This window comes from gamma proteobacterium symbiont of Lampromicra miyakona, assembly GCF_059730895.1.
This window is the reverse complement of sequence record NZ_AP035933.1, coordinates 435,051-454,041: the sequence shown is the minus strand read 5'-3', so window position 1 is coordinate 454,041 and position 18,991 is coordinate 435,051. Positions and strand designations below refer to the sequence as shown.

Annotated in this window: 18 protein-coding genes; 9 read left to right on the top strand and 9 right to left on the bottom strand. The window is 59.7% G+C overall.

Annotated features, from left to right (window positions below; all coding sequences use genetic code 11):
• Nucleotides 1-618 precede the first annotated feature (618 nt).
• On the top strand, nt 619-885 hold the full coding sequence (locus AC6I8P_RS21575) for a YdgH/BhsA/McbA-like domain containing protein (protein ID WP_058770242.1): 267 nt from the start codon (nt 619-621) through the stop codon (nt 883-885).
• Nucleotides 886-1,039: 154 nt separating this feature from the next.
• On the opposite strand, the gene AC6I8P_RS21570 is transcribed toward AC6I8P_RS21575, so the two are convergent.
• The 8 genes from AC6I8P_RS21570 to AC6I8P_RS21535 are packed head-to-tail and all read right to left on the bottom strand — an operon-like array spanning nt 1,040 to nt 9,447.
• On the bottom strand, nt 1,040-1,888 hold the full coding sequence (locus tag AC6I8P_RS21570; RefSeq protein WP_481658214.1) for a VOC family protein: 849 nt from the start codon (nt 1,886-1,888) through the stop codon (nt 1,040-1,042).
• Between the two features lie 23 nt (nt 1,889-1,911).
• Entirely contained in the window at nt 1,912-2,289 is a 378-nt protein-coding gene (locus tag AC6I8P_RS21565; protein WP_031280000.1) for a peptidase dimerization domain-containing protein, read from the bottom strand.
• 2 nt (nt 2,290-2,291) lie between these two features.
• Nucleotides 2,292-3,395: an alkylhydroperoxidase domain protein gene (locus AC6I8P_RS21560; protein ID WP_498031203.1), complete on the bottom strand. Its 1,104-nt coding sequence runs from the start codon at nt 3,393-3,395 to the stop codon at nt 2,292-2,294.
• A gap of 12 nt (nt 3,396-3,407) precedes the next feature.
• Nucleotides 3,408-4,412, bottom strand: coding sequence for a putative FMN-dependent luciferase-like monooxygenase (locus tag AC6I8P_RS21555; RefSeq protein ID WP_498031202.1), 1,005 nt, complete (start codon nt 4,410-4,412; stop codon nt 3,408-3,410).
• Complete coding sequence (locus AC6I8P_RS21550) at nt 4,409-6,019, bottom strand: dipeptide ABC transporter ATP-binding protein (protein ID WP_498031201.1); 1,611 nt, start codon at nt 6,017-6,019, stop codon at nt 4,409-4,411. The genes AC6I8P_RS21555 and AC6I8P_RS21550 overlap by 4 nt, the downstream gene beginning before the upstream one ends.
• On the bottom strand, nt 6,016-6,873 hold the full coding sequence (locus AC6I8P_RS21545) for an ABC transporter permease (protein WP_481658213.1): 858 nt from the start codon (nt 6,871-6,873) through the stop codon (nt 6,016-6,018). The genes AC6I8P_RS21550 and AC6I8P_RS21545 overlap by 4 nt, the downstream gene beginning before the upstream one ends.
• Nucleotides 6,870-7,814, bottom strand: a complete 945-nt coding sequence (locus AC6I8P_RS21540) for an ABC transporter permease (RefSeq protein WP_185749273.1) — start codon at nt 7,812-7,814, stop codon at nt 6,870-6,872. Before AC6I8P_RS21540 ends, AC6I8P_RS21545 begins: the two co-directional genes overlap by 4 nt.
• 10 nt (nt 7,815-7,824) lie before the next feature.
• On the bottom strand, nt 7,825-9,447 hold the full coding sequence (locus AC6I8P_RS21535) for a TIGR04028 family ABC transporter substrate-binding protein (RefSeq protein WP_498031200.1): 1,623 nt from the start codon (nt 9,445-9,447) through the stop codon (nt 7,825-7,827).
• A gap of 417 nt (nt 9,448-9,864) precedes the next feature.
• Between AC6I8P_RS21535 and AC6I8P_RS21530 the strand changes: the two genes are divergently transcribed.
• The 8 genes from AC6I8P_RS21530 (at nt 9,865) to AC6I8P_RS21495 (ending at nt 17,501) form a co-directional block, all read left to right on the top strand.
• Entirely contained in the window at nt 9,865-10,860 is a 996-nt protein-coding gene (locus AC6I8P_RS21530; protein ID WP_058770234.1) for an MsnO8 family LLM class oxidoreductase, read from the top strand.
• Nucleotides 10,861-10,872: 12 nt separating this feature from the next.
• Entirely contained in the window at nt 10,873-12,009 is a 1,137-nt protein-coding gene (locus AC6I8P_RS21525) for an amidohydrolase (RefSeq protein WP_125310511.1), read from the top strand.
• 79 nt (nt 12,010-12,088) lie between these two features.
• The gene (locus tag AC6I8P_RS21520; protein WP_104187426.1) at nt 12,089-13,402 is read left to right on the top strand and encodes an LLM class flavin-dependent oxidoreductase; all 1,314 of its coding nucleotides are present in this window, start codon (nt 12,089-12,091) and stop codon (nt 13,400-13,402) included.
• 17 nt (nt 13,403-13,419) lie between these two features.
• Entirely contained in the window at nt 13,420-14,352 is a 933-nt protein-coding gene (locus AC6I8P_RS21515; RefSeq protein WP_498031199.1) for an ABC transporter substrate-binding protein, read from the top strand.
• Nucleotides 14,353-14,361: 9 nt separating this feature from the next.
• Nucleotides 14,362-14,874, top strand: coding sequence for a GNAT family N-acetyltransferase (locus AC6I8P_RS21510; RefSeq protein WP_021509059.1), 513 nt, complete (start codon nt 14,362-14,364; stop codon nt 14,872-14,874).
• An 11-nt stretch (nt 14,875-14,885) separates the two neighbouring features.
• Entirely contained in the window at nt 14,886-15,812 is a 927-nt protein-coding gene (locus tag AC6I8P_RS21505) for an amino acid ABC transporter permease (RefSeq protein WP_498031198.1), read from the top strand.
• Nucleotides 15,796-16,590: an amino acid ABC transporter ATP-binding protein gene (locus AC6I8P_RS21500; RefSeq protein ID WP_498031197.1), complete on the top strand. Its 795-nt coding sequence runs from the start codon at nt 15,796-15,798 to the stop codon at nt 16,588-16,590. Before AC6I8P_RS21505 ends, AC6I8P_RS21500 begins: the two co-directional genes overlap by 17 nt.
• Nucleotides 16,590-17,501 carry an ABC transporter substrate-binding protein gene (locus AC6I8P_RS21495; RefSeq protein ID WP_498031196.1) on the top strand — a complete coding sequence of 304 codons (912 nt, stop codon included), beginning with the start codon at nt 16,590-16,592 and terminating at the stop codon, nt 17,499-17,501. Before AC6I8P_RS21500 ends, AC6I8P_RS21495 begins: the two co-directional genes overlap by 1 nt.
• Nucleotides 17,502-17,618: 117 nt before the next feature.
• Here the strand turns inward: AC6I8P_RS21495 and AC6I8P_RS21490 are convergent, their stop codons facing one another.
• Nucleotides 17,619-18,977, bottom strand: coding sequence for a putative bifunctional diguanylate cyclase/phosphodiesterase (locus AC6I8P_RS21490; protein WP_481658210.1), 1,359 nt, complete (start codon nt 18,975-18,977; stop codon nt 17,619-17,621).
• Between the last annotated feature and the right edge of the window lie 14 nt (nt 18,978-18,991).

The window sequence follows — 18,991 nt, the reverse complement described above, 5'->3', positions numbered from 1 at the left end:
TGCACTCCGATAATTGTATTCCGACCAGGTCAGAATTTTTCCGACCGAATAAGTGCTGCGCAGACGGTTATTTCCTCCTTATCCTGAAAGGACGACAGATGAATAAACGCATCTTTTTGATAGCTATTTCCCGGTGCGGAATGGCGGTGCTCAGTCAGTCTGATTATCTGTGATTTTAAATAGTTTTTATTAAAGCGTGGCCCGCTGCACGCAGGCTGCGTGCAGGCGAAAAATATGCGGTGTGCGAGAGGGTATAAGTAACCAAGGTATAAAAATGCAAAAAATGAGCAGGCTGTGTATCTGGTTATGTAGCAACCATAGCGGCTCATAACTGGAATGCCAAGTGCTATTTTAAAAATGTGAGCGGCAGAGTGATTTTTTTCTGCTGTATCGCACTGCTCCGCATTTCGTCTAGGGAATTTCTTATTTTGAATAAGCTTAAAATAACTTAATATATTGTAATATATGAATAAATTTTCTGTGGGCTGAAAGTGGCTGGTTATTTTTTAAGAGGCGGGTCATATTTTTCAGCGTTCAGGTTTGCGTTATTTTTATGGCTCACCTAAGCCTTAAAAGGCCATCCGGAACGGGATGGAATCAATTAATCTGGGGTGATTTATGAAAAAAATTACGGTAGCAATAATGTCATTGCTGGTGGCGTCAACTTTCTCTTTATCGGCTCTGGCAGCGCAGGAGATTACTAAAGAAGAGGCTAAGCAGTATCAGGAAGTTGGTAAGGTTAGTACCAATAATGAATACAGTTCACCGGCAGAGGCCATGGCTGAAATCTCGAAAAAGGCCGATGAGATGGGGGGTAAATATTTTGTGATCACCTCCGGCAAAGAAGGCAAGAAAATACAGGGTACGGCAACAGTGTATAAATAATAAATTATACGCTGCAAATCAGGCGTCATAGTCATTGCAACAGGCCGTTTTAATAACGGCCTGTTGTCGTGTTTCTATTTCTACAGTAAGCGATGAGATTAAGATCTGGTTCGCTTGCCAGGTCGTCAGCAGGCAATCTACTCCGACAATGCTTTCATAGCTGAAACCGCAGCGCCACGCCGCTGGCCTGTTCCGCGCTGACCACGATGGCATCCGGCTCTTCGCGAAAAGGCACATCGCCCAGCAGCAGGCTGGCTTTCACCCTGCGTAAGTCGCTGCTGCGCAGCGTCAGCGCGGCCATACGCGCACTGCCGTCATAATCGGGCGGCAGGCCAGTAAAGCGCTGCGTCACATAGTGCGCAGCGGCAAAGCGCACGGTGGCCACGCCCGCTTTCAGCACAAACGCGCCCTGCTGGCAGGCGGTGAGCTTATCGGCACCAAATAAACGACTGTAGGGCAGCGCGGCGGCTGCCGGATCCTGGGCCACCACCACAAACTCAATAATATCGGTCACCGCGTTGGGATGCTGCTGCCACACTGGCTGCCAGACCGCCTGCGGTGTCTCATGCTGGCAGAAAAAACTGCGTCCGTTTGGCACCAGTGCGGGGCGCAGGCGAACGGTGCGAAAACGCGCCTGCTGTGCGCTGCCATCCGGCAACTGCACCGGCCGGTAAAAACTGGCGGCGGGATCGCCATCAATATCCTGACTTTCCAGATAGCGCCACACTGCATCGGCATCGCCGGTTTTCCATACCAGACCGCTCAGGCCCGCCGGTGCCTGCCAGATATCCTGACGCTGGTGCGCACGCCCGGCTTCATAGCCCAGCAGTTCCAGATAATTATCACCAAACACCGCCAGATGATTACTGGAGCCCAGCGAATGATGGCCGCGTGGCGTGAGCTGGAAACCGAGCCGGCGATACAACGCGCTGGCGTCATCCAGCCGATCGGCAACATTGATCACTGCATGATCGAGCTGTGGAACGGGTAGCGGTATCGCCATTATCTGCCTCCTGGTTCGCATCATTACGATGACCGCGGTGTCGCGCTGCGTTCGGCTTCGCGTTGCGGTTGCCAGGCGAGCTGCGCTTCGGCGCCGAACGCCCGGGCAATATGGCTGACCAGCGTCGCGGCCTGCGCCGATGACCGCTGGCGCGCACTGGCATCCTCGCTGTGCAGCACGCCTTCCACGACGACCTCTGGCGGCAGGACGTTCCAGCTGTTGCCACCCTGAAAGCGGGTGACATCCAGGCCGGCGGCCGCCAGCGCGCTGACGATGTGGCTGCCGGTAACGATACTGTCGATGCCCTCATGCGGACGTGCAGCGTGAGCGCCTTTGCCGTGAATGGTGATATGAAAATGGTCAGTAAACGCTGCCGGTGTGGCAGATAACGTGTGTGTCATGGTCATCCCTGCGGCTGTTCGGGTAAGAAAGGTTCGCCCAGCGTTAGCATCAGGCGGTTGGCCCAGGCAAAAAATGCGGCGGACTGGATCAGGTCCAGCAGCTGCAGCGTATCCAGTCCGTGCTCGCGCAGCGCCTGCAGCTGGGTCTGGCTGCTGGCGACCGGGGTTAGCGATAAGGTGGCGACAAAATCGATAATCGCCGCCCAGCGCGCGGACTGGCCGTGTGCCAGCTCGGCACCCGGCGCGACATTCAGGAGTTTCTGCACCGCAGTCTCATCTTTTGACAGCTGACTGGCTTTGCGGGCATGCACGGATGCGCAGTAAATGCAGCCGTTGACTTTACTCACTACCGTGGCCGCCAGTTCACGCTCGGCGCGAGGCAAACCGCCCGGCGTATAAAAGATGCCTTTATCCGTCAGCGTGCGTTGTTCCAGCAGCGGCAGATTGCGCGCCAGCAGACGGAAATAGTCGGACTCGCTATGACCGTTTTTTACCAGCGTCGCCTGTTCTTCCGCCGTAAACTCGCTGAGCGGTTTGGCTGCCAGCCACGGCTCCCAGCCCAGCTCCTGCTGGGTAAACGCGGTGAGCGCAGTCTGTCCGCTGGCCGTGAGCGGGGCGCTATGCCATTTGCCGGCCACCGCATGGGGCTGCGCGCGCGATGCTTCACCGCTCAGCAGGCGCAGGCCGGTCAGCAGGCGACTCTGAAAGCTGACAAATCCCACCAGCTGCGCCAGCGTGACGATGCCGCGCGGCGTCCAGCCGGCATGGCGCAGCGTGGTCAGTTGTTGCGGTGTGGCGTCGACCGGATGCAGGCTCAGCAGTTCAGCAAAGGCGCGACCGGCGGCAAAGCGCGTATCTGTCGGGGTTTCGCTGGATTGCTGCTGATAGTGTGCCTGCAATGATGTGACGCCGTGCCAGCCCGCGACCTGCCCGGCGAGCGCGTAGCGCTGCGCCAGCGGGAAATCGTCGTCATCCTGGCCAAACAGCACCTCATAGCTGCCCTGGGCGTGTCGGGTCGCGGCCTGACGCACGTTGCGCGCCTCTGCCAGTTGCGCCGCCGGGTCGATATCGGCCAGTGCCGCCAGTAAATCTGTAGCCTGAGACATGGTTTTCTCCTGTTAAGCGGTACCCAGCGCACGCAGCTTGGGGGCAATATGTTCAGCAATTAACGCCACCGAACGCAGCGTATCGGCGTGCGGCGGATCGATAGAGTGCACCTGGAAGGTGATGTCGGTGGCGCGCGTCAGCGTACTGTCGGCCAGCAGCGAAGCCAGCACCGCGTCGGCATCGCCGATATGCGCATCGAGCTGGCGCGCGTGGCTCTCCAGCGTGCTGCCGGTGATGTCGTGGCCCGCCTTGCGAAACTGCTCCGCCTGGCGCTGCAGACCGGGCGCGGCAAGGCGGCGCGCGTAGTCGTTCGAGTCGGCAACAAACGCGGTGCGTGAGGCCAGGATGCGGGGCGCAACGCCCGACGGCAGCGCCGCGAGATAAGCATCGATCATCGGGTTTTGCAGCTGCTGCAGCGACAGGTCAGGCTGACCCGCCGGCCGCGGCTGGGTGCGCGATAACATCAGCCCGTGACCGGCCTGGCCGGCACGCGTCGCGCCTGCAACGGAAAAGGTGGCGATCCACACGCGCTGCGCCAGCTCCGGAGCCGGCGGATAGAGATGATTGTCCTGATGGGCCAGCGTGTCGCCGCGCCACGCGCTGAGCAGCGTATGCAACTGGTCGGCAAACACGCCAGCGCGCTGTTCGCTGGTCAGGCCAAACGGCAAAAATGAGGTTGGCGTGCCGCCGGAGCCGAGCCCCACTTCCAGGCGTCCGTCGCTCAGCAGATCCAGCACCGCCGCGTCTTCGGCCACGCGCAGGGCATTTTCCAGCGGCAGGGTGATGATGCCGGTGCCGAGGCGGATATGACGGGTGTGCGCGGCCACGTGAGCAAGAAACACCAGCGGTGAGGGCAGCCCGCCTTCTTTTTCATGAAAGTGGTGCTGCGCGATCCAGGCACTGTCAAATCCGCAGCGTTCAGCGTGCTGAATTTGTTCCGTCGCCAGCCGGTAGCGCTGTTGCGCCGTGGTGTCGTCGAGCAGGCGGGTAAAAAAACCGATGCGTTTGCGCGTCATGCAGACTCCTTAATCAGCGGACGGAAAACCGGAATGGCGTCAATCAACGCGCGGGTGTAGGGATGCTGCGGCGCATTGAACAGTGTGACGGTGTCACCTTGTTCAACCACTTCGCCGGCGCGCAGCACGGTAACGCTGTGCGCCAGTCGTCGTACGGTGGCCAAATCGTGGGTGATAAACAGATAGGTGAGGCCCAGCTCGCGCTGCAACTGTTGCAGCAGCTGCAGAATCTGCGCCTGCACCGTGACGTCCAGTGCTGACGTTGCCTCATCCAGCACCAGGATCGCCGGTTGCGGGATCAACGCCCGTGCGATGGCGACGCGCTGACGCTGGCCGCCGGACAGCTCGCGCGGCTTGCGCGTCAGCAGATCCAGCGGCAGTGCCACGCGCTGCGCCACCTCGTGCACCCGCTGCTGGCGCGCGGCGGCGCTGAGCGAGTCAAAGTTGCGCAGCGGTTCTTCAATGATGTTAAACAGCGTCTGGCGCGGATCGAGCGAGGCGAACGGATTCTGGTATACAAACTGGATTTTGCGCCGCAGCTGACGCAGCGCTTCGCCGCGCAGGCTGCTGGCATCAATGCCGTCGATCATCACTTTGCCGCGATCGGCGCGTTCAAAGCCAAGCAGAATGCGCGCCAGCGTGGTTTTGCCGGAGCCGGATTCACCCACCAGCGCGTGCGTCGTGCCGCGTGGCACCGTCAGGCTGACCGCTTTCGCCACCGTCAGCGTCTGCTGCCTGCCAAGCGCAAACTGTTTATCGATGGCGTTGAGCTGAATCGCCGGAGTGGAAAAACGGGCTGCGGACGGATAAGGCAGAGCGGTAACGTCGGGCACCGCGTCCTGTAACAGCTGGCGGGTATAAGGATGCTGTGGCGCGCTAACCAGTGTCGCTGCGCTTCCCTGTTCCTGGATCTCGCCGTGACGAAACACCAGCAGACGGTCAGCGCGTTCCGCGGCCAGCGCCAGGTCGTGGGTAACAAACAGCACGGCGGTGGCGAACTCACGGCGTAGCTGGTCGAGCAGATCGAGAATGCGCTTTTGCACCGTGACATCCAGCGCGCTGGTCGGCTCATCGGCGATGATCAACTGTGGTTGCAGAGCGAGGGCGATGGCAATCAGCACGCGCTGCTTCATCCCGCCAGAGAGCTGATGCGGATATTGATGCAGGCGCTGCTCAGGATGGCTCAGTCCAACTTTTTGCAGCAGTTCCAGCACGCGCTGCTGGCGCGCGGTCCGGCTAAGCTTCTGATGCAGCTGCAGGATCTCGCCAACCTGATCGCCAATGGTCTTCACCGGATTAAGCGAATTACCGGGATCCTGCGGCACCAGGCTGATATGCACGCCGCGCACGCTGTCCATGCGCCGGGATGGCCAGCCAGCGATATCGGTGCCGTTCAGCAAAATTTTACCGCTATCGCGCCGGGCATTGTCCGCCAGCAGACCGATAATCGCCTGGGCCGTGGTGGTTTTGCCTGAGCCGGATTCACCGACCAGCGCCACCATTTCGCCCGGCTGCAGGGTAAAGCTCACGTTATGCACCACTTCACGCCACACGCCGCGCTGGCGATAGCTGAGGCTGAGGTTTTCCACGCTTAATAGCGCTGTCATGCGTCACCTCCTGCCAGCTGACGGCTGACGCGATTCGCCGCCAGCACCACGGCGACCACCACCACGCCGGGAAAGGTAGTCAGCCACCACGCGGTAGCCAGATAGTTGCGGCCTTCGGCGATCAGCAAACCCCATTCGGGGGTCGGTGGCGGCGTGCCATAGCCGAGAAAGCTGAGGGTTGAGAGCGCCAGAATGGCCTGACCGAACTGCAGTGCGGCGAAGGCAATCACCGCGGTCAGCGAGTTCGGGACAATGTGGCGCCACAGTACCTGCCAGAAACGGCCGCCACTGCCGAAAGCCGCTTCCACATATTCACTGCGGCGTACCCGCACCACTTCGCCGCGCGCCAGCCGGGCAAAACTGGCAATCGAGGCGATGCCCACCGCCAGCGCAGCGTGCACGGTGCCAAAACCCAGCAGGATCAGCAGGCTTAATGACAGCAGCAGCGCCGGGATTGAAAGCAGCACATCAACCAGTCGCATCAGTGCCTGTTCACCGCGGCCGCCCACGGCCCCAGCCAGGACGCCCAGCGCGGTTCCGCCAGTGAGCCCCATCGCCACCGCTGCGACCGCCGCAGAGAGCGACTGCGAGGCGCCATAGACGATGCGCGCCAGCAGGTCGCGTCCGAGTTGATCGGTGCCGAGCCAGTGCGCACTGTGCGGCGCTAAGCGCTGCGCGCCGGCAATGCCTTCGGTCGGGCTATAGTGGGTGAACAGTTGCGGTGCCACGGCCGCCACGAATGCCAGCGCCAGCACCGTCCATGCCAGCCACAAGCCAGGCTGCAGGCGACGGGCACGATCGCGCCGCAAGGCCGGCTGTCCCTGACGCGCGGTAGAGTAATCGACCAGACTCATGAATTTCCTCCGGCTACGGTTTGCAGACGTGGGTCGAACAGCGGCATCAGCAGATCGACCAGCAGGTTGATCAGCACAAACGCCAGTGCGGAGATCATCACCACCGCCTGTAACACCGCCACATCCTGATTGTTGACCGCCTGCTGGGTCAGCTGGCCGATGCCGCTTAAGCCGAACACGGTTTCGGTAATCAGCGCGCCCGCGATCAATTCCCCCAGCAGCAAACCGGCCACATTGAGCACCGGCAGCAGCGCGTTGCGCATGATATGCCGCCACAGCACGTGTTGTGCGCTGGCACCTTTGGCGCGGGCCACGGCGACAAACGGCTGAGTAGCAACCTGATCGATGCTGCGCAGCAGAATCTGGGCCAGTGGGGCGGAGATGGGCACGGCGACGGTCAGCACCGGCAGAATCAGCCCCTGCAGGGGCGATGGGTTGATCACCGGGATCCAGCGCAGTTGAAAGGAGAACAGCTGAATCAGCGCGATGCCAAGCCAGAACGTCGGCAGCGAAATAAACAGTGCCGGCAGCGACTGCAATAGCGTACGCAGCAGGCACAGCGCCGGCAGTCGCGCCAGCGCCGCCAGTGCGAAGGCGACCACGCAGGCAACGGCAAATCCGGCCAGCGCCAGCTGCAGCGTGGCGGGCAGATTGCTGCCCAGCAGATCGCTGACCGGCACACCTGCCTGCACCGAGTAGCCAAAGTCACCGCGCAGCATCGCCAGCAGCGTATGCAGATACTGCTGCCAGATCGGGCTATCGGCACCGTAGGCCTGCCGCATCTCTGCAATTTGCTGCGGGCTGAGACCCAGATCCGGATTCTGGAACTTGATCAGCACCGCATCGCCCGGCAGCACCTGCAGCAGCAGAAACGACAGGGTAAACGCCGCCCATAACACCAGCAGGCTTTGTCCCGCTCTATGCAGCAGTGCGTGTCGCATCATTATCCTCTCAATGTTTTTCCAGCCATGCGCCGTAGAACGACGGTCGGCCTACGGCTTCAAAGCTCACGCCCTTCAGCCACGGCGCGCCGGCAAACACCTGCGGCTCTTCAAAGATCGGGATCACATAAGCCTGATCCAGCAGATAACGTTGGGCGTCTCCGGTGAGCGCCAGACGTTTCGCCGGATCGACTTCGGCCGAGATCGCCACCAAAAGCTTGTTGAGTTGGTCGTCACGGAAATGCCGGACTTTGTCGCTGGAGCCGCCTTTTTGCAGCAGCGCATCGCGGTTGGCGGGATAAAACATGCTCTTCACCACGTCCGGGTCGGCGCGGCCCACTTCCGAGACCGTGAGCGGGGTTTTTAGCGGATCGAGGTTGTCCAGCGTGCGGCTGCCGGCGTCACCGGCTTTCACCGTGAGCTGGACGCCAACCTGACGCCACTGCTGAGCCACCAGCTGCAGCACTTCTTTGTTCTGCGGCTGCGGCAGCGATTCATACACGGTCAGGGCCAGCTTTTGCCCCGCTTTAGCGCGGATGCCGTCGCTGCCGGGCTGCCAGCCAGCCTCATCAAGCAGTTGCCTGGCGCGGGCGGGATCGTATTTCAGTTTGTCCGCGAGGTTGACATACCCGGCGGCCGAGGCGGCGAGTACCGAGGTGGCCTGCGGATAGTTAGGTGAAAACAGGGTTTGCACCACCTGCTGCGCGTTGGTCGCGTGTAACAGCGCCTGACGTACACGCAGATCGCTGACCAGCGGGTTATCCGGGCGGAAGCTGATGCTGTCGTTGACGCCACGCGTCGGCGCTGCGTAAACCGGGAACGCCTGCTGCTGCGCCTGTTTTTCGTCATACGCCTGCACCTGGCGAATAAAATCGGCCTGGCCGGCCAGCAGCGCGCCGATGCGCACGCTATCTTCCGGTGTGACGATAAATTTGATGCCAGCCAAATTCGCCGGTCCCTGCTGGGTGCTGTTTTTCGGTCCCCACTGGTAATCTTTGCGCGCGGTTAAATCCACTTCCCGCCCGAGCTTTTCATCGCTGACCACAAACGGCCCGGAGCCAATAATATGGCGCGCATCGCCGAGCTGGTCGAAACTGCGTTGCAGCGTGCTGAGAGAAACCAGCCCGGAGCCAATGGTGGCCGTGCCCTGTAAAAATCCAGGTGAGGGCTGTTTGAAATAAAACTTCACCGTCTGGGGATCAACCACTTCGCTGCGTTCGTAATTATTAATCACTTCAGACACCGGCAGGCGCTGGGCTTTATTACCGAGTCCGTAAGTATCAAAGTTTTTCGCCACGGCATTCGCATCCAGCGGCGTGCCATCGGAAAAAGTGACGCCAGGGCGAATTTTAAAGGTGTATTCCGTTTTATCCGCGTTGCTGCTCCAGCTTTCGGCAATCCACGGTTCCACCTGTAGCGTTTTCGGATTTTGCCACGTCAGTTTGTCGGTGATCTGATTGAGAATGCCGCCGTTGGGATAAAAACCCCCGGCCGGCGGATAAAGATTGGTATGTGCCTGCTGTTCCAGATAAATCAGCGTGCCGCCTTTGACCGGCGTCTCCGCCGCGTGGGCGCTAAATATCCCTGTCAGCAGGGCTAAGCTCAGCGCCCGCAAGTGAAAATGCGTCTTCATGATGATTTCCTTTGTTATCAAGTGCCCGGTGGGCTGAAATCATCATCAAATGTGCAACCCGTGAGTTGAACCAATGAATTGCACTAAGCTTTTGCGAAAATAACAAAAGCGGAGAATTAATTGTATGCCGCAATTACCGGGTTGTTTTCCTGGCCCGATAAAATTTTTTTTTCTCAACCTGAAAACCTGCACTGATGTTATTGCTGCTGCAGATCATTACTTCCTCGCGTAATGTTACCCCGACAGAAAGCGAAATCCGCTTTACGAAAAATCAGGCTTTCATCCACCAGTATTATGACTATTTCTCATTTCCTGATTCGCTTTGCCGATTTAGTTGTTTTACGAAATATAAATCTCCCCGCCAAACTAAGCGCCATATTCATCGCAACCCTATTCATCGAAATAAGGAACAGGCGCATGTCATACCGACTGAGTTTGCTCGACAAATCACCGATTGCAGCAGGTGAGAGCGCCACGCAGGCCCTGCATCGCACACTGCAGCTGGCTCAGCGCGCGGAAGCCTGGGGTTATCACCGCTTCTGGCTGGCGGAACACCACAACAGCGACCAGCTGGCGAGTCCTTCGCCGGAATTGTTGATTGCCTGGATCATTGGCCAGACCCGGCATATCCGCGTGGGTTCCGGCGGCGTGATGTTGCAGCACTACAGCCCTTATAAAGTGGCGGAAAACTTCAACCTGCTGGCTGCGCTGGCACCTGGACGTATCGACCTGGGCGTGGGGAAAGCGCCCGGCGGACTGCCGCTTTCCACCCGCGCGCTGCAATTGGGGGTGCACCAGCAGGAGAAAGGCAGCTTTGCCGAACAGCTGGCGCTGCTGGATAGCTGGCTCAGTGTGCCGCCGGTGGGGGATGAGGAGATCCTGCGCGCCACGCCGCAGCCGCCGCGTCCGGCCAATCGCTTTCTGCTCGGAGCCAGCGAAGCGAGCGCCCGACTGGCGGCAGAGCTCGGCTGGCAGCTGGTGTTCGCCGCACACCACAACGGCGATCCGCAACTGATGGCGCAGGTGCTGAACAGCTATCGCCAGCACAGTCAGGGTCAGCGTGCGCTGGTGGCGGTACAGGTAGTGGTGGCGGATTCGCCGGCAGAAGCCGACCTGCTGGTCGACACACTGCGCATTTATCACGTCAGCGTGACGGGCGGACAGAGCGTTAACGTCGGTAGCATTGAACAGGCTGAGCGCTATGTGCGTCAGGGCGGTTTCAGTGACTACGTGATTGAGCCACGCACGCCGTCGCTGCTGAAAGGGACCGCGGCACAGGTGCACGCGCAGCTTGATGCGCTGCACCAGCGCTACGGCATTGAAGAGTTTGTTATTGATACGCCGGTGGCGGAGGAGCAGGCGCGGGTGAAATCCCTCGAACTGCTGGCGACGCATCGTCTGGTTAGCGCCTGACCGGGAGGTCCTGTGACGATAGTAAGCGAACAGCAGCTGATTGACTGGCGGCGCGAGCTGCACAGCTGGCCGGAACTCTCCGGTCATGAAGTGGAAACCAGCGCGCGGCTGCGCCGCTGGCTGCAGCAGGCTGACGTGCGCCTGCTGGATTATCCGCTGCACACCGGCGTGGTGGCGGAAGTGGGTCAGGGCGCGCCTCTGATCGCCCTGCGTGCCGATATTGATGCATTACCGATCCATGAAGCCACCGGGCTGCCTTTTCGTTCACGGCAAGCCGGCGTCATGCACGCCTGCGGTCACGATGTGCACAGTGCGGTGATACTGGGTGCCACGCTGCAGCTGAAAGCACGGGAAGCTCAGCTAGCGGGGCGGGTGCGCATCCTGTTCCAGCCAGCGGAAGAGATTGCCCAGGGCGCGCGCCAGTTCATCGACGCGGGGGTGCTGGATCAGGTACAGGCGATTTTTGGCATGCACAACGAACCGGGTTTGCCCACGGGCACCTTTGCCACGCGCAGCGGTGCGTTTTATGCCAACGCCGATAAATTTGTGGTGCGCGTGCACAGCACCCGCGCGGACGTGAACAGCATCCTGGTCGCCAGCCAGATTATTCAGGCGCTGCAATCCCTCACCAGCCGCAGCTTTAATACGCTGGACAGTCTGGTGCTGAGCGTCACGCGGATTGATGCGCACAGGCACGACGGTCAGCCGACGGCTGAAGCGGAATTTGGCGGCACGGTGCGTACGCACGATAAACAGGTGCGCGCGCAGCTGGAGCAGCGTGCGCGCGAGGTAGTGGTCAATATCGCTGCCGCCAGCGGTGCCACGGCCACCTTTAGCTGGCATCCGGGGCCGCCGGTACTGGAGAACGACGCCCACTGGGCACAGTTTGCCAGTCAGGTGGCGCAGCAGGTGGGTTATCAGGTGCAACAGGCTGAGCTGCACCTTGGCGGTGAAGATTTCGCTTATTACCTGCAGCAGCTCCCGGGCGCGTTTGTCAGCATTGGCAGCGCCAGTGAATTTGGCCTGCATCACGGTGGCTTCAACCCCGATGAAGCGCTGATCGCCCCGGCGGCACACTACTTCAGTCAGCTGGCGCAACAGGCATTGCAGCAGCTAAACGCGCGATGTCGCGACGTCATCCTTAACTGATTTCCTTCCATTTCTGGCAGCGCTGTACGGCGATAAGGCTATCGCCGGCAGGCTGCGCCATGAGCAAAGAGAGACGATTATGACTGCAAGACAACTGCGCCTCGGCACCATTCTGCACGGCGCATCCGGCAACATGTCCGCCTGGCGTCATCCGGCGGCGCAGGCGGATGCCAGCATCAGTTTTGATTACGCCCGCCGTATCGCCCGTAAAGCCGAGGCTGGCAAACTGGATTTCCTGTTTGTCGCCGATGGCCTGTTCATCAATGAGAAATCGATCCCGCACTTTCTTAACCGTTTCGAACCGCTGACGCTGCTGTCGGCGCTGGCCGGCGTCACCGAGCATCTCGGTCTGGTCGGTACGGTGTCCACTTCCTACAGTGAGCCGTTCACCGTCGCCCGCCAGTTCGCCAGTCTCGACCATCTCAGCGGCGGGCGCGCGGGCTGGAATGTGGTGACATCGCCGCTGGAGGGCTCGGCAAAAAACTTTTCGCGTCAGCAGCATCCCGAGCATGCGCTGCGCTACCGCATCGCCGACGAGTACCTGCAGGTGGTGAAAGGGTTGTGGGATTCCTGGGAAGAGGGCGCGTTTGTGCGCAATAAAGCCAGCGGTCAGTTCTATGCGCCTGACAAACTGCACACGCTGAATCATCACGGTGATTTTTTCCAGGTACAGGGGCCGCTGAACATTGAGCGCACGCCGCAGGGCCGGCCGATTATCTTTCAGGCGGGCGCCTCGGAAGATGGCCGCAAGCTGGCGGCGCGTCATGCCGATGCCATCTTCACCCATCAGCCAACGCGCGAAGAGGCGCAGGCGTTCTACCGGGATGTGAAGCAGCAGCTGGTGGCGAACGGGCGTGAACCGGGCGATCTGCACATTTTCCAGGGCGTCAGTGTGATCGTGGGGGAGGATGACGCAGACGTCGAGCGCCAGTACCAGACCACCGCGGCGCTGGTCTCGATTGAGGATGCACTCAACTACCTTGGTCGCTTCTTTGACCATCACGACTTCTCGCAGTATCCGCTCGACCAGCCTTTCCCGGACATTGGCGATATTGGCCAGAACAGTTTCCGTAGCACCACCGACGAAATCAAACGCAAAGCGCGTGAACACGGCCATACGCTGCGCCAGGCGGCGCTGGAAGCCACGACGCCGCGTCCGCTGTTTCACGGCACGCCACAGCAGGTAGCGGATGGTCTGCAGCTGTGGTTCGAAACCGAAGCCACTGACGGTTTCATTATTCAGGGCGGCACGCCGGACACCTTCGAGCGTTTTGTTGATCAGGTGATTCCGGTTCTCCAGGCGCGCGGCCTGACGCGTCGCGAATACCCGGGCAGCACGCTGCGCGCCAGCTTTGGTCTGAAACAACCGCTCAACCAGTTCACACCACAATAACGATGAGAAAACACGCTATGCAGAAAAAATCCCTGATTGTGCTGCTGTTACTGAGCCTGAGCAGTGCGGCACTGGCCGAGGACGTGGCCGTCAATGGTCAGCAGGTGAGCCTTGCCGCCAATAAAACGCCCATCAACACGCCAGAGAATCCTGCCGCCGTGGCGCAAATTCCGGCGGGCCACAAATTTGCCGTGCCGGGATCGTTCACCGTGGCGGTGGCGGCACTCAACTCGCCGCCGCTCACGGTATTCAGCGACGACAATAAAACGCTGCTGGGCAGTGAGGTGGATATCGCGCGTCTGGTGGCCGACAGCCTCGGGCTGAAGCTCAACATCGTGCCCACCTCGTGGGAGGACTGGCCGCTGGGCGTGGCATCGGGCAAATATGACGCGGCGATCACCAACGTGACGGTGACCAAAGATCGTAAACAGCGTTTTGATTTTGCCACCTACCGCAAAGATTCGCTGGGCTTCTATGTGAAAACCGGCAGCCCGATTACCTCGCTGAGCAAGGCAGAAGATATCGCCGGCCTGCGCATCATCGTTGGCTCCGGCACCAATCAGGAGGCCATCCTGCTGGCCTGGGATAAAGAGAATCAGGCTAAGGGACTGAAGCCTTTCACACCGGTTTATACCAAAGATGACGCTGCGCAGACGCTGGCGCTACAGGCCGGGCGCGCCGACGCTTACTTCGGCCCTAACGTGATTGGCGCATGGAAAGCGGCGCTGACCAAAAAGACCCGGCTGGTGGGCAGCGTGGACGGTGGCTGGCCGAAGGCGGCGCACATCGCGGTGACGGTGAAGAAAGACAACGGGCTGGTGCAGCCAATCAACACCGCGCTCAACGGCGTGATCAAAAACGGTGACTACGACAAGGTGCTGAACCGCTGGGGTGAAGGCGTGGAGCGTCTGGATCGTTCCGAGATCAATCCGCCCGGACTGGGCGATTAAGGAGGCGGCATGAGCCAGCAATTTTTCCGCGAAGTGTCACCGGAAGCGCCGGAGCTGCAGCCGATTCTTGACGGTCTGTTTGGTGAATATGCAGCACGCTACGGCGATTTCTTCAGGAAACACAATGAAGTTGAGCTGACCGAGTGGTATCTGCCGCCGCGCGGGCTGTTCATCGTGCTGGAGCGCGACGGTGAGATCATCGCCATGGGCGCCTACAAACCGTGGGATGCTACCACCGCCGAACTGAAGCGCATCTGGACGCGGCGTGACCTGCGCCGTCAGGGACTGGCACTGCTGATCCTGCAGGAGCTGGAGCGCCGGGCGCTGCGCGCAGGCTATCAGCGCGTGTTTCTCACCACCGGTTTTCGTCAGCCGGAAGCGGTGCAGCTGTATATCGGCCACGGCTATCAGCCGCAGTTTGAGCTGCGCGAAGATATGGAGATTTACGGCCAGCCGCCGCACGATGGCCGGCTGCGTTTTCTCAAAGTCATTGATGTGCACAACGTGGCGCAGGCCAGCTAAGGAGAGCCACCATGAGTAAGCAACAACCTTTGACCGTGGTGCCGGCACGCTATCCGGCGCGTACCGTCGGTGCCATCATCGCGCTGTTTATCCTTGCGGCGGTGATCGATTCCGTGGCCTTTAATCCGCGCTGGGAGTGGAGCGTGTTTGCCCGCTGGTTTTTCGATCCGGTGATCCTCAATGGTCTGGGACAAACGCTGCTGCTGACGCTGTGCGGCACGCTGCTGAGCCTGATATTCGGCGGCCTGCTGGCCCTGGCGCGGCTCTCGTCATCGTGGCTGCTGAGCACGCTGGCGTTTGGCTATATCTGGCTGTTTCGCTCGCTGCCGCTGATTGTGGTGCTGATCATTCTATATAACTTCTCGTACCTGTACGACACGCTGTCGTTCGGTATTCCGTTCACCACTCTGTCGTGGGGGCACTTCCAGACCATCAACGTGCTCGGCCAGTTCCCGGCGGCGGTGATTGGCCTGACGCTGGTGCAGAGCGCGTATAGCGCGGAGATTATTCGCGGCGGGTTTCTCGGTGTCGATCACGGTCAGTTTGAAGCCGCTTCGGCGCTGGGATTATCGTCGTCGCGCCGCACGTTTCGCATCATTCTGCCGCAGGCACTGCGCGCGATTATTCCCACCACCTTTAATGAGATCATCAGCCTCGCCAAGGGCACCTCAATGGTGTATGTGCTGGCGATGCCCGAGCTGTTTTACACCATCCAGATGATCTACAACCGCACCCAGCAGGTGATCCCGCTGCTGATGGTCGGGGCCGCCTGGTATCTGATCATCACCACCGTGCTGTCTCTGCTGCAGCACAGCGTCGAGCGCTGGCTGGCACGCAGCGTCACGCGTGAACCGCAACCTTCGCGCTGGCGCCAGTGGCGCAACCGCAGCGTGAACCCTGCCGTCAACGAGGAGCTGTCTCATGTCCGAAGCCATTGATTACCGCTATCTGCATACCACCGGCGCCATCAGTATTACCGGCGTCAGCAAGACGTTTGGCCGGCATAAAGCGCTGGATGAGGTGTCGCTTGAGCTGGCTCCCGGTTCGGTGACGGTGATCCTCGGACCGTCCGGTTCTGGCAAATCGACGCTGCTGCGCACCATCAACCATCTGGAGCGCGTGGATGAAGGCTTTATTCAGATCGATGGCGATTACATCGGCTACCAGCGGCGCGGCGATAAGTTGTATGAGCTGAAAGAGAAGGCGATTTTGCGGCAGCGCATCAACGTCGGCTATGTGTTCCAGAACTTCAATCTGTTTCCGCACCTGACGGTGCTGGAAAATCTGATTGAAGCGCCGATTGCCCATCGTCAGCTGTCGCGCCGGGCAGCGATCGATCGCGCCGGTGAACTGCTGGATGTGGTCGGCCTGCGGCACAAAGCCGATGCCTGGCCGCGGCATCTCTCTGGCGGTCAGCAGCAGCGCATTGCGATTGCGCGTGCGCTGATGCTCAACCCAAGCGTGATGCTGTTTGATGAGCCGACTTCGGCGCTCGACCCGGAACTGGTGGGCGAAGTGCTGGATGTGATTAAAAAGCTGGCGCGCTCCGGCACCACGCTGGTGATTGTCACGCACGAGATCGGCTTTGCGCGCGAAGTGGCGGATAACGTGGTGTTTATGGTTGACGGGCGCGTGGTTGAGCAGGGCAGCAGCCAGCAGGTGCTAAATCAGCCGCGTCATGAGCGCACCAAGCGTTTCCTCGCCCGGGTGCTGTAATGAAGCCGGTGATTATAGTCGCGCTGGCGGGTGCGGTGCTGGCGGCACCCGCGACAGGCGCGCAACAGCTGGACGCCAGTCATAACGAAACGCCGATCACCATGGCGGCCAATCCGCAGGCGATCGCGAAGATCCCCGCCGGGTTTCATTTTGTTCAACCCGGCTATTTAACCGTCGCCACTTCAGCCAATAATTCACCGCCGATTGGCCTCTGGGCGTCCGATAATAAAACGCTGATCGGCAGCGACCCGGACATTGCGCGCCTGCTGGCCGACAGCCTCGGTCTGAAACTCAGGCTGGTGCCGGCGGCGTGGGAGGACTGGCCGCTGGGCATCACGGCAGGGCGCTATGATGTGGCGATGTTTAATATCGCGGTGACCGAGGAGCGTAAGCAGAAGTTTGATTTCGCCACCTATCGCGCGGATAACCACGCCTTCGCGGTGAAAGCGGACAGTAAAATCAGCGCGATTCGTCGCCGGGAAGACGTGGCCGGCAAACGGATTATCGTGGGCTCCGGTACCAATCAGGAGCGAATCTTACTGAGCTGGGATGAGAAGAATCGGGCGCAGGGCCTTGCCCCGGTGCAGCCGATTTATCTCAACGATGATGCTTCCGCCACGCTGGCGCTGCTCTCTGGCCGGGCCGATGCGTCATTCGGCCCGCAGGCCATGGCGGCGTGGAAAGTGGCTTCGCGCGGGCAAACCAAAATTGTCGGGCACGGACCGTTTCGCGCCTGGGTGGCGGTCACCACGAAGAAGGGCAATGGCCTGGACGTGGCGCTGCAGCAGGCGATCAACGGCGCTATCGCTGGCGGCCAGTACCACCAGGTGCTGGCAAGATGGGGTGAAGAGGGCGAGGCGGTGGAGATTTCGCAGGTTAATCCGCCCGGGATTGTTTATCAGGATAATTAGGGCGGGGTGGTCAGGCGCACGGTGTGGTCACCATAAATGGCGACCCTACGGCTCGCTCGGGCTTTCGTAGGGTGCGCATTGCTGCGCACCGGCTTAAAAAATGAAGGCTCGCCCGGTTTATCCTGCTTTTTTTATCCACTGCAATGCTTCGGCGGCGGGCAGCGGGCGGGCAAAATGGTAACCCTGGAATAAATGGCAGCCCTTATTGCGCAGGTGCTCGAAATACTCCTCGCTCTCAATCCCTTCCGCCAGCACGTTCAGCCCCATCGCGCGCGACAGCTCAATGGTCTTTTGCACCACAATCGCCGCCGATTCGTTTTCAAAAATGTGCATGATCAGGGATTTATCAATCTTAATATCATCAATAGCGAAATCACTCAGTGACTTAAGCGAAGAGTAACCGACGCCGAAATCGTCGATCGCCCATTTGATCCCTAACTGGCTGAAGTGGTTGATGACATCCCCAATGCGCTGCTGATCGTAAATAAAGGTGGTCTCGGTAATTTCAAACTTCAGCCGCTCGGGACGGATTTTGTAATGCGACAGCGTCAGCAGCGTGTCATGGGTGAAGTCGCGGTGCATCAACTGCAGCGGGCTGATATTGATGGAAAACACCAGCGGAGGCAGCCGCAGCACGCGATCCCACTCAACGATTTGCTGCAGCATGCGCTCCAGCACCCACTTGCCAATATCGATAATCAGCCCGCTTTTTTCGGCTACCGGAATAAACACCTCCGGCGAGATAAAGCCTTTCTCCGGGTGCTTCCAGCGCAGCAGCGCTTCAAAACCGATGAGATTTTTGTCGCCATCGACCTGCGGCTGATAATAGAGCTCCAGCTGCTGGCGCTCGATGGCGGACGCGAGCTCGCGCTTGATAAGATCGGTGGCGGAATAATTACCGCCATAGGTGAACACGGTCGACAGCAGTGCCGTCACCGGCACCGCACAATTGAAAACGGTAAAAACGGCTTCCTGCGGAATATTCAGATGGAAACGATTATTTTCCCAGATCAGACCGGTGGTGACAAAAAACAGATAACACAGCAGGCACAGCAGCGGAAATATTTTACTCAGATAAAAGGATTGCTGGCGCAACACCAGTGCCGAACCGATGATCAAGGCCACCAGATAGTTATATTCTGAACGCTTGCCGGCAGCGTGATGATTATCCACCAGCAACAGCACGATGATGGTTAATAATAACGCATGGGTAATGATCGCCAGATGCCGCTCCAGCCGGTCGCTGAAGGCGCCGATGATGATGTAGCCCCCCAGCGCTATACTGGCGATATACAGACAGCCAATGTCATGATGACCGCGACTGAAATTCAGTGTTGCCATAAAGATACCGGCCACGATACTGGCGACGCCGGCAATCAGCAGCGTCAGGCGGAGCTTTTTTTCCGGGCTATCACCCTGCAGAATGAAGGGCAGATTACGGATGCGCGACCAGGCTGAACTCAACAAAGGGTTCATAAACGGTTCCGGGT

Coding starts and splice junctions, on each gene's coding strand:
- AC6I8P_RS21575 (WP_058770242.1), top strand. CDS start 619: ATGAAAAAAATTACGGTAGCAATAATGTCATTGCTGGTGGCGTCAACT.
- AC6I8P_RS21570 (WP_481658214.1), bottom strand. CDS start 1,888: ATGGCGATACCGCTACCCGTTCCACAGCTCGATCATGCAGTGATCAAT.
- AC6I8P_RS21565 (WP_031280000.1), bottom strand. CDS start 2,289: ATGACACACACGTTATCTGCCACACCGGCAGCGTTTACTGACCATTTT.
- AC6I8P_RS21560 (WP_498031203.1), bottom strand. CDS start 3,395: ATGTCTCAGGCTACAGATTTACTGGCGGCACTGGCCGATATCGACCCG.
- AC6I8P_RS21555 (WP_498031202.1), bottom strand. CDS start 4,412: ATGACGCGCAAACGCATCGGTTTTTTTACCCGCCTGCTCGACGACACC.
- AC6I8P_RS21550 (WP_498031201.1), bottom strand. CDS start 6,019: ATGACAGCGCTATTAAGCGTGGAAAACCTCAGCCTCAGCTATCGCCAG.
- AC6I8P_RS21545 (WP_481658213.1), bottom strand. CDS start 6,873: ATGAGTCTGGTCGATTACTCTACCGCGCGTCAGGGACAGCCGGCCTTG.
- AC6I8P_RS21540 (WP_185749273.1), bottom strand. CDS start 7,814: ATGCGACACGCACTGCTGCATAGAGCGGGACAAAGCCTGCTGGTGTTA.
- AC6I8P_RS21535 (WP_498031200.1), bottom strand. CDS start 9,447: ATGAAGACGCATTTTCACTTGCGGGCGCTGAGCTTAGCCCTGCTGACA.
- AC6I8P_RS21530 (WP_058770234.1), top strand. CDS start 9,865: ATGTCATACCGACTGAGTTTGCTCGACAAATCACCGATTGCAGCAGGT.
- AC6I8P_RS21520 (WP_104187426.1), top strand. CDS start 12,089: ATGACTGCAAGACAACTGCGCCTCGGCACCATTCTGCACGGCGCATCC.
- AC6I8P_RS21515 (WP_498031199.1), top strand. CDS start 13,420: ATGCAGAAAAAATCCCTGATTGTGCTGCTGTTACTGAGCCTGAGCAGT.
- AC6I8P_RS21510 (WP_021509059.1), top strand. CDS start 14,362: ATGAGCCAGCAATTTTTCCGCGAAGTGTCACCGGAAGCGCCGGAGCTG.
- AC6I8P_RS21505 (WP_498031198.1), top strand. CDS start 14,886: ATGAGTAAGCAACAACCTTTGACCGTGGTGCCGGCACGCTATCCGGCG.
- AC6I8P_RS21500 (WP_498031197.1), top strand. CDS start 15,796: ATGTCCGAAGCCATTGATTACCGCTATCTGCATACCACCGGCGCCATC.
- AC6I8P_RS21495 (WP_498031196.1), top strand. CDS start 16,590: ATGAAGCCGGTGATTATAGTCGCGCTGGCGGGTGCGGTGCTGGCGGCA.
- AC6I8P_RS21490 (WP_481658210.1), bottom strand. CDS start 18,977: ATGAACCCTTTGTTGAGTTCAGCCTGGTCGCGCATCCGTAATCTGCCC.